Annotated in this window: 12 protein-coding genes; 6 read left to right on the top strand and 6 right to left on the bottom strand. The window is 64.9% G+C overall.

Annotation, left to right across the window (positions count from 1 at the left end; translation table 11 throughout):
* Positions 1-144 precede the first annotated feature (144 nt).
* A complete protein-coding gene (locus JMY28_RS18600) occupies positions 145-762 on the top strand; it encodes a hypothetical protein (RefSeq protein WP_236596921.1) in 618 nt (205 codons plus the stop codon).
* A gap of 89 nt (positions 763-851) precedes the next feature.
* Here JMY28_RS18600 and gabD read toward each other — a convergent pair whose 3' ends face one another.
* Positions 852-2,303: an NADP-dependent succinate-semialdehyde dehydrogenase gene (gene gabD / locus JMY28_RS18605; RefSeq protein WP_201697377.1), complete on the bottom strand. Its 1,452-nt coding sequence runs from the start codon at positions 2,301-2,303 to the stop codon at positions 852-854.
* A gap of 115 nt (positions 2,304-2,418) precedes the next feature.
* On the bottom strand, positions 2,419-3,711 hold the full coding sequence (gabT, locus tag JMY28_RS18610; protein ID WP_201697378.1) for a 4-aminobutyrate--2-oxoglutarate transaminase: 1,293 nt from the start codon (positions 3,709-3,711) through the stop codon (positions 2,419-2,421).
* Positions 3,712-3,838: 127 nt separating this feature from the next.
* Between gabT and pdxR the strand changes: the two genes are divergently transcribed.
* Together pdxR and JMY28_RS18620 are read left to right on the top strand one after the other, a co-directional pair.
* Positions 3,839-5,482, top strand: coding sequence for a MocR-like pyridoxine biosynthesis transcription factor PdxR (gene pdxR / locus JMY28_RS18615; RefSeq protein WP_201697379.1), 1,644 nt, complete (start codon positions 3,839-3,841; stop codon positions 5,480-5,482).
* Between the two features lie 788 nt (positions 5,483-6,270).
* Positions 6,271-8,661: a YadA family autotransporter adhesin gene (locus tag JMY28_RS18620; RefSeq protein ID WP_201697380.1), complete on the top strand. Its 2,391-nt coding sequence runs from the start codon at positions 6,271-6,273 to the stop codon at positions 8,659-8,661.
* A 228-nt stretch (positions 8,662-8,889) separates the two neighbouring features.
* On the opposite strand, the gene JMY28_RS18625 is transcribed toward JMY28_RS18620, so the two are convergent.
* The 4 genes from JMY28_RS18625 to phnC form a co-directional block, all read right to left on the bottom strand.
* Positions 8,890-9,726: an EamA family transporter gene (locus JMY28_RS18625; protein ID WP_201697381.1), complete on the bottom strand. Its 837-nt coding sequence runs from the start codon at positions 9,724-9,726 to the stop codon at positions 8,890-8,892.
* A 198-nt stretch (positions 9,727-9,924) separates the two neighbouring features.
* Entirely contained in the window at positions 9,925-10,818 is an 894-nt protein-coding gene (gene phnE, locus JMY28_RS18630; protein ID WP_201697382.1) for a phosphonate ABC transporter, permease protein PhnE, read from the bottom strand.
* An 8-nt stretch (positions 10,819-10,826) separates the two neighbouring features.
* Positions 10,827-11,804: a phosphonate ABC transporter substrate-binding protein gene (gene phnD, locus JMY28_RS18635; protein WP_201697383.1), complete on the bottom strand. Its 978-nt coding sequence runs from the start codon at positions 11,802-11,804 to the stop codon at positions 10,827-10,829.
* Between the two features lie 53 nt (positions 11,805-11,857).
* Positions 11,858-12,685: a phosphonate ABC transporter ATP-binding protein gene (gene phnC, locus JMY28_RS18640; protein WP_201697384.1), complete on the bottom strand. Its 828-nt coding sequence runs from the start codon at positions 12,683-12,685 to the stop codon at positions 11,858-11,860.
* A gap of 332 nt (positions 12,686-13,017) precedes the next feature.
* On the opposite strand from phnC, the gene JMY28_RS18645 reads away from it, so the two are divergent.
* From JMY28_RS18645 to selD, 3 genes are all read left to right on the top strand, one after another.
* A complete protein-coding gene (locus JMY28_RS18645) occupies positions 13,018-14,052 on the top strand; it encodes a M14 family zinc carboxypeptidase (protein WP_201697385.1) in 1,035 nt (344 codons plus the stop codon).
* Positions 14,049-14,819 carry an alpha/beta fold hydrolase gene (locus JMY28_RS18650; RefSeq protein WP_201697386.1) on the top strand — a complete coding sequence of 257 codons (771 nt, stop codon included), beginning with the start codon at positions 14,049-14,051 and terminating at the stop codon, positions 14,817-14,819. Before JMY28_RS18645 ends, JMY28_RS18650 begins: the two co-directional genes overlap by 4 nt.
* A gap of 93 nt (positions 14,820-14,912) precedes the next feature.
* Positions 14,913-15,980, top strand: a complete 1,068-nt coding sequence (selD, locus tag JMY28_RS18655) for a selenide, water dikinase SelD (protein WP_201697387.1) — start codon at positions 14,913-14,915, stop codon at positions 15,978-15,980.
* Positions 15,981-15,987 lie beyond the last annotated feature (7 nt).

The raw sequence follows: 15,987 nt of genomic DNA on the forward strand, positions 1-15,987 counted from the left end.
CATTTGTTGGCGATAACTTGATCCGCTCCCGGCCAGATAGCGTCCCCGTTTTAAGAGCCGCGCGTAGAATCGCTCGCACTTCGGCGCCACACGCCGATGCAAATACGGCAACCAATTCGAACCGGTTTGATGAGGAGAATGCGAATGACGAAGGCAGCGATTCTGGCGGCGGCATGGGTGATGGGCGTTGGTATTTCGCAGGCGGCGTTAGCGCAAAACAACGCGCCCGCGTCGGCGCCACAGGGGCAAAGTGCGCTTGCCAGCGCGGCGCAGGAAGTGATCGCCAACGCGGAGCCGGTGCATATTCAGGCGAAGATCGTCGGTATCGATCGCGCAGCGCGCGTTGTCACGCTGCGCGGCCCGCGCGGCAATGATGTCGATATCGCGCTGAGCCAGCAGGTCAGCAATTTCGACCAACTCAATGTGGGCGACACCGTCGACGTGCTCTACAAAAACGCGCTGCTCGTGACGGCCGAAAAGGTGACGGGTAAGGACAAGGGTATTCGCAAGCGTGTGGATACCAATGTCTATTTGCCCGCGTCGTCGGGCTACGACGCCGCGCGTCAGGTCGAAGTTCAGGCCACGGTGCAGCATATCAACGCGAAGAAGCGCGAAGTGACGCTGCGCGGCGCGTATCACACCGTCACGGTCGAAGCTACGCCCGATGTCGACCTCAAGACCTTGAAGGTCGGCGACACGATCCACGCCGTGTTTGTTTCCGCATATGCGACGCAGGTGACGCCGGTTGGCGCGAAGCAGTAAGCATAAGAAAAAAGCCGGCGCATGGTGGCGCCGGCTTTTTTTTGAGAACCGAACGGGCGCCGGAGAAGGCGCCCGTTGTTCATTTGGGCTTACATGCCCGCCATGCACATGTACTTGATCACCACGTAGTCATCCACACCGTAGTGCGAGCCTTCGCGGCCGAGGCCCGACTGCTTCACGCCGCCAAACGGCGCGACTTCGTTCGAGATCAGGCCGGTGTTGATGCCCACCATGCCGTATTCGAGCGCTTCGGCCACGCGCCACACACGGCCGATATCGCGGCTGTAGAAGTAAGCGGCGAGACCGAATTCGGTATCGTTCGCCATCCTGATCACTTCTTCGTCCGACGAAAAGCGGAACAACGGCGCGAGCGGGCCGAAGGTTTCGTCGCGTGCAACCTTCATCGCGGGCGTGACGCCGGTGAGGATGGTCGGCTCGAAAAAGCCGTGGCCGAGCGCGTGGCGCTTGCCGCCCGTGGTCACCTGGGCGCCTTTCGCGAGTGCGTCCTCGATGTGCGATTCCACCTTCAGCACGGCCGCTTCGTTGATGAGCGGGCCTTGCGTCACGCCGGCCTCCGTGCCGAGACCGACCTTGAGCTTTTCAACGGCGTCGCGCAGTTTGGCCGCGAACGCGTCGTACACGGCGTCGTGCACGTAGAAGCGGTTCGTGCACACGCAGGTCTGGCCGCTGTTGCGATACTTCGATGCGATGGCGCCGGCGACAGCCGCGTCGAGATCGGCGTCTTCGAAGACGATGAACGGGGCGTTGCCGCCCAGTTCCAGCGAGACCTTCTTGACCGTCGAGGCGCACTGGCTCATGAGCAGGCGGCCCACCGGCGTCGAGCCCGTGAACGAGAGCTTGCGTACCGTCGGGTTGCTCGTGAGTTCGCCGCCAATCGCCTTCGGGTCGCCCGTCACGACGCTGAACACGCCGCGCGGCACACCTGCGCGCTCGGCCAGCACGGCCAGTGCGAGGGCCGAGAACGGCGTGGCTTCGGCGGGCTTGAGCACGATCGGGCAGCCTGCCGCGAGCGCGGGGCCGACTTTGCGGGTGATCATCGCGGCGGGGAAATTCCACGGTGTGATCGCGGCGCACACGCCCACGGGTTCCTTAGTCACGACGATGCGCTTGTCGTTGGCGGGCGTGGGGATCGTGTCGCCGTAAATGCGCTTGCCTTCTTCGGCGAACCATTCGAGGAACGACGCGGCGTAGCCGATCTCGCCCTTCGCTTCGGCAATCGGCTTGCCTTGTTCCGTGGTGAGGATGAGCGCCAGGTCGTCGGCGTTTTCCATCATCAGGTCGTGCCATTTGCGCAGGATGCTGCTCCGCTCCTTCGCGGTCTTCGCGCGCCATGCGGGCCAGGCAGCGTTCGCGGCGGCGATCGCGCGGCGCGTTTCGGCCGCGCCCATGCGCGGCACCGTGCCGATCAGCGCGCCGGTGGCGGGGTTCTTCACTTCGAACGTAGCGCCGTCTTCGGCGCGTTGCCATTCGCCGTTGATATAGGCATTGGTTTGCAGCAGCGATGCGTCTTTCAGGTTCATGCTTGAACTCCGGATTGACTTCGATTCGTTTAGAACGACGAACGGCACAGCGGCAAACGCCGGTGTGCCGTTTCGTGGATGGCCCGCTTCATGCGAGCCAGAGTGTTGTGAAGGCTTACGCCGGCACGCCCACGGCTTCCTTGATCGACTCTTCGAGGATCGCGAGCGCTTCGTCGAACACGGCGTCCTGGATCGTCAGCGGGAACAGGAAGCGCACGACGTTCGAGTACACGCCGCACACGAGCAGCAGCAGGCCGCGGCTCAGCGCTGCCGTTTGCACGCGCTTGGTGAAGTCGGCGTCGGCTTCGTTCGTGCCGGGCTTGCAGAATTCCACCGCGTTCATCGCGCCGGGACCGCGCACGTCGACGATTTGCGGCACGTCGGCCTTCATTGCGTTGAGTTTGGCCTTGAGCTTGTCGCCGAGCTTCGTGGCGCGCTCGCAGAGCTTTTCCTCTTCGATGATCTCGATCACAGCGTGCGCCGACGCCACGGCGAGCGGGTTGCCCGCGTACGTGCCGCCGAGGCCGCCAGGCGCTGCGGCGTCCATGACGTCCGCGCGGCCCACCACGCCCGACAGCGGCATGCCGCCCGCCAGGCTCTTGGCGATCGTCATGAGGTCAGGCGTGACGTCGTAGTGCTCCATCGCGAACAGCTTGCCGGTGCGCGCGAAGCCCGTTTGCACTTCGTCGGCGATCAGCAGGATGCCGTGTGTGTCGCAGATCTTGCGCAGGCCGCGCACGAAGTCCGCCGGCGCCTGGTAGAAGCCGCCTTCGCCTTGAACCGGTTCGAAGATGATCGCGGCCACGCGCTTCGGATCGATGTCGGCCTTGAACAGCATGTCGATGTGCTTGAGCGAGTCAGCCGTGCTGATGCCATGCACCGAGTTCGGGTACGGCGCGTGGTACACGTCGGCCGGGAACGGACCGAACGCGAGCTTGTACGGGGCGACCTTGCCCGTGAGCGCCATACCCATCATCGTACGGCCGTGGAAGCCGCCCGCGAATGCGATCACGCCCGGACGGCCGGTATGGGCACGGGCGATTTTCACGGCGTTTTCCACGGCTTCGGCGCCGGTCGTGAAGAAGGCGGCTTTCTTGGCGAAGCTGCCCGGCGCGCGCTGGGCGACCTTTTCGGCCAGCGAGACGTACGACTCGTACGGCACGATCTGGTAGGCCGTGTGCGTGAACTGGTCGAGCTGCGCCTTGATGGCGGCGACGATCTTCGGATGGCGGTGGCCCGTGTTGCACACGGCGATGCCGGCGGCGAAGTCGATGAAGCGGCGGCCTTCCACGTCCCACAGCTCGGCGTTTTCGGCGCGCTCGGCGTAGAAGTCACACATCACGCCCACGCCGCGCGGGGTAATGGCGTTCTTGCGGCTTTGCAGATCGGCGTTCTTGCTCACGTTCATCTCCTGTGGAATCGGTGTCAGTTCTGAGGTTGGTTGGCGGACCGGCAAGCAGTCCATGTCGCGACTATACTCACGTTTGGCTCTAAATTTCAGAGCCATTCAGTGCAATCTTTAGGAGCCAATTTCGATGCGTGCGAGTGTTCTGTCCGATTGGCTGGCCCAACGGCTCGACCGTGGCAGCGCCCAGCCCGTGTACCGCCAACTGCACAAGCTGCTACAGCAGGCGATCCTTTCGCGCGAGTTGCCAGCCGGAGCGCGGGTGCCGTCGTCGCGGCTGCTGGCGGCGGAGCTGGGGATTGCGCGCAATACCGTGACGCAGGTCTATGAACAATTGGTGCTCGAAGGCTATGTCACCTCGGCCACGGGGCGCGGCACGTTCGTGGCGGACACGTCGCCCGACGAGATCGTGGGGGCGACGGAAATTGGCTCTATGCAGGTGCGGAAAAATAGCGATGTTTCAGGAGCCGTGCTGCCTGGGGGGGCGGTTGCAACTAACAGCCAGATCGCGCGCGTCGCGGAATCACTTGCCGTGGCGGCACCAGGAGTCTCAACGGCCAGCGGCCCGGAAGCCGTCGCCGCTGCCCACCCGCAGCGCCCCACGGCACGCGCGCTCTCGGCGCGAGGCGCGCGCCTGATCGGAAGCGCGGGCGTATCGAAGCGCCAGGGCGGCGCGTTCATGCCCGGCGTGCCCGATGTCTCCCGCTTCCCCGCGCGCGTCTGGACGCGTCTGCACAACAAGTACTGGCGCAGCCTGCGCCCGGACCTGCTGACGTACGCGCCCGGCGGCGGCCTCGCGCTGCTGCGCCACGTGCTGGCCGACTATCTGCGCACGTCGCGCTCGGTGCGCTGCTCGCCGGAGCAGATCATCATCACGACCGGCATTCATCAGTCCATCGACCTCGCTGTGCGTCTGCTTTCCGACCCCGGCGACACCATCTGGACCGAAGACCCGTGCTACTGGGGCGTGCGCAGCGTGCTGCACGTCTCGGGCCTCAACACGCGGCCCATCGCCGTGGACAGCGAAGGCCTCAACCCGTCGCCTGCCGACTTCGCCGCGCCGCCGCCCCGGCTCATGCTCGTCACGCCTTCGCACCAGTATCCGCTAGGCATGGTGATGAGCCTCGCGCGCCGCCGCATGTTGCTCGAGTACGCGCGCCAGCACCAGTGCTGGATCATCGAGGACGACTACGACAGCGAGTTCCGCTACGGCAGCCGCCCGCTCGCCTCTTTGCAGGGGCTCGATACGGCGGGCCAGGTGATTTACGTGGGGAGCTTCGGCAAGACGCTGTTTCCGGGCTTGCGCGTGGGCTATCTCGTCGCGCCGCAAGCGCTCGCGGAAAGCTTCGCGACCGCGAGTGCGGAACTCTACCGCGAGGGGCAATTGCTGCAGCAGGCCGTGCTCGCGGAATTCATCGCCGAAGGGCATTTCACCTCGCATATCCGCAAGATGCGCGCGCTCTACGGCCAGCGCCGCCAGGTGCTGCTCGACGCCGTTTCGCGCCGCTACGGCGACGCGCTGCCCGCCATGGGCGGCGACGCGGGCCTGCATGTCGTGATGCAACTACCCGAGGGCAGCGACGACCGCGCCGTGGCCGAAGCCGCGCTCGCGCGCAATATCGTGGTGCGGCCGCTTTCTGGGTACTACTCGTCGCGCGAGCGCGCGAACCCGGGCTTGTTGATCGGCTATGCCTGTGTGCCCGATGAGGAGATCGCGCCGGCGTTCGAAACGCTAGGTGAGGCAATCGACACGACGCTGCCGCTGCTTGCCTGAGCGGCGTGCCGCCCGAAACCTGTAGTCATGCGAACGAATGTTTGCGCGACAGGCACGTGACGCCGCCGATCTGTTATGTGCCATGCGCCCCAAGGCGCAGTATTGAGGGCGGCGCGTTTTCTGTACGCGCGGGCGTCCATCGCATCATCGCGCACGAGCCGCTGCAGTAGGTGTTGGGGATGATCGCCGTCCTCGGCGTTTGCGTGGCACCGGAGGCGCTCTCGCTCTCGCGCGCGATGTGCGAGATCCGTGCGGGGGCGCCTCCCCAATCGCTGTAGCGCTGGTTTCGCGAAACCACAATTCGGCCCTTCTGGTCGCGGACCGCTCACCGCGACGGTCGCAATACGACGGAGCGTCGTTCGTTCGAGCTTCAAGGCCGGAACGGTGCCCAGCAGGGCGTCATCGCGCAGTCCAGTTCCGAGGACGGCTCGTCCTTTATCGCAACCCATTTATTCATTTCGTTATCCCGACGCAACGCGGTCAATCGCACCGGGCGCTTGAGCACTTGACGCGCAAGGTCCTGTGGCGCATGTCGGATCGATATGGACCTTAATCTCGGAAAACCTGCGTTCGGTACGGATTCGAATAACTTCTATGGTTCGGCTGATTCGCGTCCGCAATACTTCTGGAAGTGGAATTGAGATGCTTCTTGCAAGTCAAGCAACCATCGACATCCAGAGGCAAGACCGCGAGACGAAGTTCCAGGCGATCAGGCAAAGCCCGAGGTAGCTCCACGTGGAATGACCGAAAACTTCCTGGCTCCAATTATATTTACTAAGGATTACGAAATGAACAAGGTTTATCGATCGATTTGGAATAGCCTGAGTGGAACGTGGGTTGCAGTGGCTGAGACCGCGAAGGCTAGATCCAAGGGCAAAAATAGCAAGGCGATTATCGTCGCTCTCGCGGCACTCTGCGCTGCCTCGCAAGCGTTTGCCTACGAGGCGGGGACGAACGCTTACACAGGGACTGTCTGGGATACCGCCGTGGGCGACGGGGCTTATGCGAACCGGAATGATAGCCAATATTACAATTGGGACTACGGCGCGACTGCATTTGGCTACAGTGCGAGCGCCGCGGGTCAGGGCACCGTCGCGATCGGCTTCAATGCGATGGCAGCTTCCATAGGATCCGTTGGCGTCGGCGCATTTGCGTCGGCAACCGGTCAAGCATCCGTTGCGCTCGGTGAGACCTCGCTGGCGTCCGCGAACTATGCCACGGGACTAGGATACGCTGCAACGGCCAGCGGGCTGTCGTCCTTCGCAGCAGCGACCTCAGCCAATGCGTCTGGAGATTATTCGACCGCTGTGGGCCGACACGCGTCTGCTGGCGCTACCTCGAGCGTCGCCCTCGGTAACAGTGCTCTTTCCACAAGCGCTGCAGTTGGCGGCGTGGCCATCGGAGCGATGGCGACGGTGACCGCGGCCAATTCCGTGGCGTTGGGTAACAACGCCCAGGCGGGCTCCGCGGTGGGCACGTCGAGCGGCGTGGTTGGCGGCACGACCTATACGTACGCGGGCACTTCGCCGGTGGGCACTTTGAGCGTGGGTTCGGCGGGCGCGGAGCGCACCATCACTAACGTGGCGGCTGGCCGCGTGACGGCCGCGAGCACGGACGCGGTGAACGGTTCGCAATTGAATGCGACCAACACGCAGGTGACGGCTAATACGAACGGCATCTCCACGCTGCAGAGCAGTGTCACCAACCTCAACAGTCAAGTCACGAACATGGCTGGCCAGTTGGCCGATGCGGTTGTGTATGACTCGTCGGCGCACAATTCGGTGACACTCGGCGGTGTGGGCTCGACCACGCCGGTAGCGTTGCACAACGTGGCAGCCGGCGCGGTGAACGCATCGAGCTACGACGCGGTGAATGGCTCGCAGCTGTACAACGTGGCGAGCTCGACGGCCAGCGCGCTGGGCGGCGGTTCGACGGTGAACAGCGATGGCTCGATCACGAACCCGACGTACACCATTGGTGGCAACACGTACACCAGCATTGCGGGTGCGGTGACGAACCTGGACGGCCGCGTGACGCAGAACTCGACAGATATCTCGAATCTGCAGAACGACATCACCAACATGGTCGGCACGATGGGCGATGCGGTGGCGTATGACTCGCCGGCGCACAATTCGGTGACGCTGGGCGGAGTGGGCGCGACGGTGCCGGTGGCGTTGCACAACGTGGCGGCCGGTGCGTTGAACGCATCGAGCTACGACGCGGTGAACGGCTCGCAGCTTTATGCGACGAACCAGCAGGTGGCTCAGAACACGAGCGCTATCGCACAGAACAGCGCCGACATCGCGAACCTGCGGAACAATGTCCCCACGGTCAGTGGTCAGGTGGCGAATTCGGTTTCGTACGACTCGTCGGCTCACGACTCGATCACGCTGGGCGGCACCGATGCGACGACGGCGGTGGCACTGCATAACGTGGCGGCTGGTGACATCTCGGCCACTAGCACGGACGCGGTGAACGGCTCGCAAGTCTATGCACTGAGCCAGGCCATCAACAACGTGCAGAACATGGCGGAAAACGCAACCGACCCGATGTTCTCGGCTGCCGGCGACCGTAATACCGAGGTGGCGATTTCGAGCGGCACGCATTCCACCGCCGCTGGCGCGCTTGCGGTGGCGAGCGGCACGCAGGCGACGGCGATGGGCGCCAGCTCGACTGCGAGTGGGGCTCATTCGACGGCGGTTGGTGCGAACTCGATCGCATCGGCGTCGAACGCGGTTGCGCTGGGCGCAGGCTCGGTGGCCGATCGTGACGACACGGTGTCGGTGGGCTCGGCGGGCAGCGAACGCCAGATCACCAACGTCGCTGCTGGCACCGAAGGCACGGATGCCGTGAACGTCAACCAGCTGAATGCTGCGGCGGGGCAATCGCAGAGCTACACCAACCAGCAGATTGCTGGCGTGAAGAACCAGATTTCCGACGTGCGTCGTGACGCCTTCGGAGCCGCAGCGGCTGCGATGGCTGTCGCGGGTCTGCCGCAGCCGAACCAGCCGGGCAAGACGATGGTGGCCGCGGGTACGTCACGCATGGGTGGTCAGACGGGCATGGCACTCGGTGTCTCGTACGCCACGCGGAACAACCACTGGATCGGCAAGGTGGCGGTGAGCTCGAGCAGCCAGGGCAGCACGGGCGTGACAGCCGCCGCTGGCTATCAGTGGTAACTCAATGAAGTAGTGCTACGCGCAGAAAGCCTGGCAGTCGAAAGACTGCCAGGCTTTTTTGTTTCTGCGCCAGAACGGCGCCTATGCGGGGGTCGTCATATTCCAGTAGTCCAGCCAAGTGCTGGCGCGGCGTGCGCTCAGACCTCGAGCCGCGGACGATCGCCGAAGCCATCGACGCGACCTTGGCCGCCTTTGCGTGAGCTGCGTTGCGCGCCGTTCGCGGACGGCTCACAGCCGGATCAGCACCGCCCCACACGTCACCAGTGCGCACGCCACCATGCGGCGCGCCGTGAGCTTCTCGTTCATGAAGAGCCAGCCGATCAGCACGGCGAAGATCGACGAGAGTTCCCGCAGCGCGGAAACCATCGCGATAGGCAAATAACGGAACGCCTCGATCACGAGGCAATACGCCGTGAGCGCGAGCACGCCCGCGAGCATGCCGCGCGCGACCGCGGATGTCGACGTGAACATCTTTGCGGCGCCTCCGCGCAGCTTGCAGACCACGAGAAACTGCGGGACGTTCCAGAGCAGATACACCCACATGATGTAGCTGATGCCGTTGCCGGCCAGGCGCGCGCCGAGCCCGTCGATGACCGAATACATCGCGATGAAAAGGCCCGTGAGCAGCGCGTACGGCACGCTCTCGCCTGAAAAACGCATGCCGCGCCGGAACGCGAGCGACATGATGCCGAGCGAAACGAGTGCGACGCCGGTGGCCGCGAGCGCATGCAGTGCTTCGTGCGCGAACACGAGCGCGCCGCCGAATACGAGCAGCGGCGAGAGGCCGCGCGCGATGGGGTAGATCTGCCCGAAGTCGCCGCTGCGATAGGCGCGGATCAGCGTGAAGCAGTACACGAACTCGAGCACCACCGAAGCGGCGATATACGGCCAGCTCGCCTGCGCGGGCAGCGGCAGCACGCACACCGCGATCGCGCTCACGACGATGTACGGAACCGAGAACATGCCGAGCAGCCAGAGGCGGTCGCCCGAAAGATGGAGGAAGGCGTTCCAGCTCGCGTGCATGAGTGCCGAGAGCAGGACCAGCAGGACGATGAAACTGGCCATTGGGGGCAGCAGACCGGATCGATTGGTTAGGGCGGATGCGGGCCGTTGCGGCCGCAAGGAAGCGATTATTCCACCGATCGCCACAAAATGCCACAAATCGCCAGAAAAGGGGATGCGCGAGCCGTTTTATCAGGATGTTGTTTCGGCTCGCGCGGGGGGAGGCGCGCGAAAAGGGCGGCGGCGGGTCGAACTGCGGCGTCAGATCACGCGCGCACGCAGCTTTGCGGAGATGAGATCGATGGCCGTGACGACGGCGATCACCATGATGAGTACGGCGCTGGTCTGTTGATAATCGAACGAGCGGATTTCCTCATACAACACCACGCCGATACCACCCGCGCCCACCATGCCCACCACCATCGCCGAGCGCACGTTGGACTCGAACCGGTAGAGCGTGTAGGAGATCCACAGCGGCATGACCTGGGGCAGCACGCCGTAGATGATCTCGTCGAGCGGCGAGGCGCCCGTGGCGCGCACGCCTTCCACGGGGCGCGGGTCGATGGCTTCCACGGCTTCGGCAAAGAGCTTCGCGAGCACGCCCGTGGTGTGCACCCACAAGGCGAGCACGCCCGCGAACGGCCCGAGGCCCACGGCCACGATGAAGAGCATCGCGAACACCATCTCGTTGATGGCGCGGCACGCGTCCATCAAACGCCGCACGGGATGCAGCACCCATGCGGGCGCGAGATTGTGCGCCGACATCAACCCGAACGGCACTGCGCAGACGATGGCGAGCGCCGTGCCCCACAGCGCCACCGCGACCGTCACCCACATTTCGTGGGCGTACGTGCGCCATTCCGTGAAGTCCGGCGGGAAGAAGCCGCGTGCGAACGTGCCCATGTTCGCGGGGTCGGAGAAGAGGTCGAGCGGGCGCATGTCGGCGCCGCGCCACGCCACGCCGAGCAGCACGAACACCATGGCCCAGAGCACGAGCGAGGACCAGCTGCGCTTGCCTGCCTGCTTGCTCGCCGCAAGGACGGCCGCCGCTTGAGCCGTTTTTGGCGCGGCGGCGACGGCTGGCGCCGCCGCCGGTCCAGCAACGGGACCGGAGACTTCTGCCTGCCGCACGGCGCGTGAGCTGTCGAAATCCATTGCGCCCATTACTGCTTCGCGAGTGCGCCGATCTTGGCGTCAATGGCCGCGATCTGGCTCTTGCGGTCGTCGTCGGAGAGATGCGTGTCGGCGGCGATCTTCTCTTTCTGCTGGAACAGCGCGACCTGGCGGATCGGCAGGAGCTGCGCGTCGGTGGCGGGCGCGAAGCCTGCATAGCCGGTAATGTCGGCCATGATCTTCTTCTCGCGCGGATCGGTCTTCCCGTAGTGGTAGAAGAAGTCGCGCAGCTTTTGCTTCGTGGCTTCAGGCAGATCCTTGCGATACACGAGCGGATCGGAAGGAATGAGCGGCGAGGTCCACAGCACGCGCACCTGCGCAAAGCGGTCCGGGTGCTTCTGCTGGAGCGTGGACAGTTCGATGGAGTTGTTGGTGGCGATATCCACCTTGTTGTTCACCACGGCGAGCAGGTTGGCTTCATGGCTCGACGGCAGCACGGTCTTGAAGTTCATCGCGTTCACCGAAACGCCGTGCTGCGCGAAGAGGTAGTAGCCCGGAATCAGCGTGCCCGAGGTCGAATTGGGGTCGCCCCAGCCGAGCGTGAGATCCTTAGTATTCTTGAACACATCGTCGATCGTCTTCACGCGGCTGTTCACGTTGGTGATGAGCACCGACTTGTAACCCGTGTCGCCGTTCGCGTAGAGCACCTTCGCGAAGATCTCGCCATTCGAGCGGTCCACGGCTTCCATGGCCGAAGCGTTGCCGAAATAGCCGATCTGCACTTTGTTGAAGCGCATTGCCTCGATGATGCCCGAGTAGTCGGTGGCGAAGAACGCATTCACGTGCAGGCCGGTCTGCTTGTTCAGGTCGTCGATGAACGGTTGCCAGCGTTGCTTGAGCACCGCAGACGAATCGGTCGAGATGATGCCGAAGCTGAGGTCATCCGCGTGAGCGGCCGCGCTGCCAAGCGAGGCAAACGCGACGGTGCCGGCGGCGCACCAGGAGAGCATGGAGCGGAGCAGTTTCATTGGAGCGGTCCGTGGTGAGGGGAAACGTTGCGGGTTGAAAATGGGTTGGGCTGTCATGCCGCGCGAGGCTGTGCGCCGAAGCGCATTGCCGCAGATGGCGCAGCATCGGGTTCGAGCAGTTCGCGCGCGGCGTTGCCATAAAGCTGTTGCAGCAGGGCAGGCGTGAGCGCCGCCGACGCGCCGTCGTACACCACGCGACCGTCGCGCAGCGCGATGGTGCGCGGGCAATACTCCATGGCGATATCTACCTGATGCAGCGAGACGACCACGGTCAAGCCGTGATCGCGGTTTAGCATGCGCATCATGTCCATGACGCGGCGCGACGATGTGGGGTCGAGCGAGGCGATGGGTTCGTCGGCGAGAATGAGGCGCGCGCGCTGCACGAGTGCGCGGGCGAGCGCCGCGCGCTGCTGCTGGCCGCCCGAGAGATTCGCGGCGCGCTCAGCGGCCTTGTGCGCGATGCCGACTTCGCCGAGCGCAGCAAGCATCAGCTCGCGCTCGGCGCGTGGAAAGCGGCCCGTGAGGCGTCGCCACAACGGCAGCCGCGACAGCGCGCCGATCAGCACATTCGTTTCGACCGTGAGGCGATTCACGAGATTGAACTGCTGAAACACGAAGCCGATGTCGCGACGAATGCGGCGCACTTCGCGCACGATGCGTCCGTCCTGCTGAATAGGACGACCCAGGATTTCGATGCGCGAAGGCTGCGGGTCGGAAGCGGTAAAGCCCGCAATATGGCGAAGCAAGGTCGATTTGCCCGAGCCCGATGCGCCGATCAGCGCGACCATCTCGCCAACGCCTACGCGCAGGTTGATTTCGTCGAGTGCCTTGCGGCCGCTGTCGAAGCTTTTCGAGAGGCGTTCGATGCGAATGGCGTCCATAACAATCCGTCGCTGTGTAGTCGAGGGCTCATTCTAGGAAGCGACTGTGACGGTTGAGTGAAGGTGTCGCGACGTCTAGACGACTACATGTTTTACGGCCTTCCGGGCGCAGAAAAATCGCGTGAGATGTGACAGAGGCATGACGCCAAACATCTGTCACGCTCAATATCGAAGGAAGCGGCTATATTGATAGGTAACGCACATGCTGTCCCTGGTTTTCCTGACTTATTGCCGACTCATTGTCGACAGGGGCGGCAGGCGCAAGGCAGTTGTAGACAATGCGGCCGCACACCGCGGCCCCGATCAGACCGAGCGACGAAACCCGGCGCCCTATGCAGGCACTGAGCTTCCTACCCGACAGCTTCGCGGAATACGAGGACCTCAAGGCGATCCTCGATGCCGGCGCACGCTGGTTCGACATCCACAGCGCGGGCGAAGTCGAAGTGCGGGGCCGTGCGTTTGCGCTTCATGTCGCGGCGATCGGCTCGCGCGATCCGGCGGCGCCCGCCATCGGTTTTTTCGGCGGCATTCATGGGCTCGAGCGGATCGGCTCGCAACTGGTGCTCGATTACATGCGCGCGTTGGTGGGGCGTCTCGCGTGGGACGAACTGCTGATGCGCCAGCTCGAATCCGTGCGTATCGTGCTCGCGCCGATCGTCAATCCGGGCGGCATGTGGCTGGCCACGCGTGCGAACCCGAACGGCGTGGATCTCATGCGCAACGCGCCGCAGGACGCCGACGAACGCGTGCCCTTTCTCGCGGGCGGCCAGCGTGTGGGCTCGTGGCTGCCGTGGTATCGCGGCAGGCGCGGCGCACCCATGGAAACCGAGGCGAGCGCGCTCCTGAAGATCGTGGACGAAGAACTCTCGCGGCGCCCGCTCTCTTTCGCGCTCGACTGTCATTCGGGCTACGGCTGGAGCGACAGCATCTGGTTTCCGTATGCACGCACGCGCCGGCTCATGCGCCACCTGCCCGAAATGTACGTGCTCAAGACGATGTTCGAGCGCGCGCATCCGCATCACGGCTACACATTCGAGCCGCAGAGCCACCAATATCTGCTGCATGGCGACCTGTGGGATTGCGCGTACGATCGCGCGCCCGCCGGCAACATCTTCCTGCCGCTCACGCTCGAACTAGGCTCGTGGCTGTGGATCAAGAAGAACCCGCGCCAGATTTTCTCGCGCCAGGGCATGTTCAATCCGCTGATGGAGCATCGCACGGCGCGCGTTCTCCGGCGTCACGCGAACCTGTTCGATTTCCTCACGCGCGCCGCGTATTCGTCGCAACGCTGGCTGCCCGAGGGCGTGACGCGCGAACAGGTGCTGCAAAGCGCGATCGCGCACTGGTATCGCAGGCCGGGCGCATGAGCGAACCGTGGATTCTCTTGCGCGGCCTCACGCGCGAATCGCGTCACTGGGGCGCGTTCGCCACGCGCGAGGAGGCGATGCCTGTCGACCTGCCGGGCAACGGCACCGAGGCGCACGTCCGTTCTCCGCTCGCCGTCGATGCCTACGTGGACGCACTGCGCGCCGAGGCGCAGCGGCGCGGCGCGCGTGCGCCTTACCGCGTGCTGGCGATGTCGCTGGGCGGCATGGTGGCGACGGCGTGGGCGCTGCGCTATCCCGAAGAGATCGCGCGCCTCGTGCTCGTGAACACGAGCATGCGACCGCATAGCCGTGTGTACGAGCGCTTGCGGCCCTCGGCGTGGTCCGCGCTCGTGCGCGTGGCGCGCTATTGGGATGGCGACGACAGCGACGATATTGCCGAGACGCTGATCCACGGCCTCACCTGCGCGCGGCGCGACACGCTCGCCGCCGACCTCGAAACGTGGCGCGCGATCCGCGAGAGCGCCCACGTGAGCCGCGCGAACGCGCTACGCCAGCTAGCTGCCGCCGCGCGCTTCAAGGCGCGCGGGGTGCCGCGCTGTGCGGTGCTCGTGGTGTCGTCGCGCGGCGACCGGCTCGTGAATCCCGTTTGCTCGGCGCGCCTCGCGCGGGCCTGGGGCGCGCCGCACGTGGAACATCCGTGGGCGGGGCACGATCTGCCGCATGACGATCCGCAATGGCTCGTCGATACGCTCCACGCGGGCGATATCGCCGCGAACGCCGCGGGCCAGGCCGCCGGGCGCGTCTGAGCGGCTTTCGCAGCGGCGCCGTCCGCATCGCCCGTCCGGCGATTGCCCCATAATACGAAAACTCATCCGGCACTTTCAGGACGGTTTCCAGACATGAACGACAAACCCGCCATTGGCGCTGCGGTGCCGCGCCTCACGAGCCTTTCGCACGGCGGTGGCTGCGGCTGCAAGATCGCGCCGGGCGTGCTTTCCGCGCTGCTCGCGCGCAGCACGCCGCTCACCACCGCGTTTCCGAACCTGCTGGTCGGCACCGAGACCGCTGACGACGCTGCCGTCTACAAGCTCAACGACGAGCAGGCCATCGTCGCGACCACGGACTTCTTCATGCCGATCGTCGACGACCCGTACGACTTCGGCCGCATCGCCGCGACCAACGCGCTTTCGGACGTCTATGCCATGGGCGGCAAGCCGATTCTCGCGCTCGCGCTGGTGGGCATGCCCATCAACGTGCTGCCGCACGACGTGATCGCGCAGGTGCTGCGCGGCGGCGAGGACGTGTGCGCGGCGGCGGGCATCCCCGTGGCGGGCGGACATTCGATCGACTCCGTGGAGCCCATTTACGGATTGGCGGCGCTCGGCGTGGTGCATCCCGAGCGCGTGAAGCGCAACGCATCGGCAAAGGCCGGCGACGTGCTCGTGCTCGGCAAGCCGCTGGGCGTGGGCGTGCTTTCCGCCGCGCTCAAGAAGGAAATTCTCGACGACGCCGGCTACAAAGCGATGGTGACCGCCGCGACGATGCTCAACAAGCCGGGCGCGACGCTCGCTGAATTACCGGGCGTGCACGCCATGACCGACGTGACCGGCTTCGGTTTGCTCGGTCACACGCTCGAGATCGCGCGCGGCGCGACGCTCACGGCACGCCTGCGCTACGCCGACCTGCCGTGGCTGCCGGGCGTGCAGAAGTTCGTCGATGACGGTGTGTTCACGGGCGCCTCGGGCCGCAACTGGGCGTCGTACGGCGACGCTGTGACGCTCGCACCCGGCCTGCCCGAAAGCGCGCGCACGCTGCTCACCGACCCGCAAACCTCGGGCGGCCTGCTCGTGGCCTGCGCGCCGCAGAGCGTGGACGAAGTGCTGGCGATCTTCCGCGCCGAAGGCTTTAGCGACGCTCGTGTGATCGGCGAACTGAGCGACGGCCCGGCGCGCGTGGAAGCGCTGTGAGGACCGT

This window comes from Paraburkholderia hiiakae (assembly GCF_904848665.1).
Classification (GTDB): Bacteria; Pseudomonadota; Gammaproteobacteria; order Burkholderiales; family Burkholderiaceae; genus Paraburkholderia; species Paraburkholderia hiiakae.

Bases quoted from the DNA above. Each gene is read 5' to 3' on its own strand.
- JMY28_RS18600 (WP_236596921.1), top strand. From the start codon at position 145: ATGACGAAGGCAGCGATTCTGGCGGCGGCATGGGTGATGGGCGTTGGT.
- gabD (WP_201697377.1), bottom strand. From the start codon at position 2,303: ATGAACCTGAAAGACGCATCGCTGCTGCAAACCAATGCCTATATCAAC.
- gabT (WP_201697378.1), bottom strand. From the start codon at position 3,711: ATGAACGTGAGCAAGAACGCCGATCTGCAAAGCCGCAAGAACGCCATT.
- pdxR (WP_201697379.1), top strand. From the start codon at position 3,839: ATGCGTGCGAGTGTTCTGTCCGATTGGCTGGCCCAACGGCTCGACCGT.
- JMY28_RS18620 (WP_201697380.1), top strand. From the start codon at position 6,271: ATGAACAAGGTTTATCGATCGATTTGGAATAGCCTGAGTGGAACGTGG.
- JMY28_RS18625 (WP_201697381.1), bottom strand. From the start codon at position 9,726: ATGGCCAGTTTCATCGTCCTGCTGGTCCTGCTCTCGGCACTCATGCAC.
- phnE (WP_201697382.1), bottom strand. From the start codon at position 10,818: ATGGATTTCGACAGCTCACGCGCCGTGCGGCAGGCAGAAGTCTCCGGT.
- phnD (WP_201697383.1), bottom strand. From the start codon at position 11,804: ATGAAACTGCTCCGCTCCATGCTCTCCTGGTGCGCCGCCGGCACCGTC.
- phnC (WP_201697384.1), bottom strand. From the start codon at position 12,685: ATGGACGCCATTCGCATCGAACGCCTCTCGAAAAGCTTCGACAGCGGC.
- JMY28_RS18645 (WP_201697385.1), top strand. From the start codon at position 13,018: ATGCAGGCACTGAGCTTCCTACCCGACAGCTTCGCGGAATACGAGGAC.
- JMY28_RS18650 (WP_201697386.1), top strand. From the start codon at position 14,049: ATGAGCGAACCGTGGATTCTCTTGCGCGGCCTCACGCGCGAATCGCGT.
- selD (WP_201697387.1), top strand. From the start codon at position 14,913: ATGAACGACAAACCCGCCATTGGCGCTGCGGTGCCGCGCCTCACGAGC.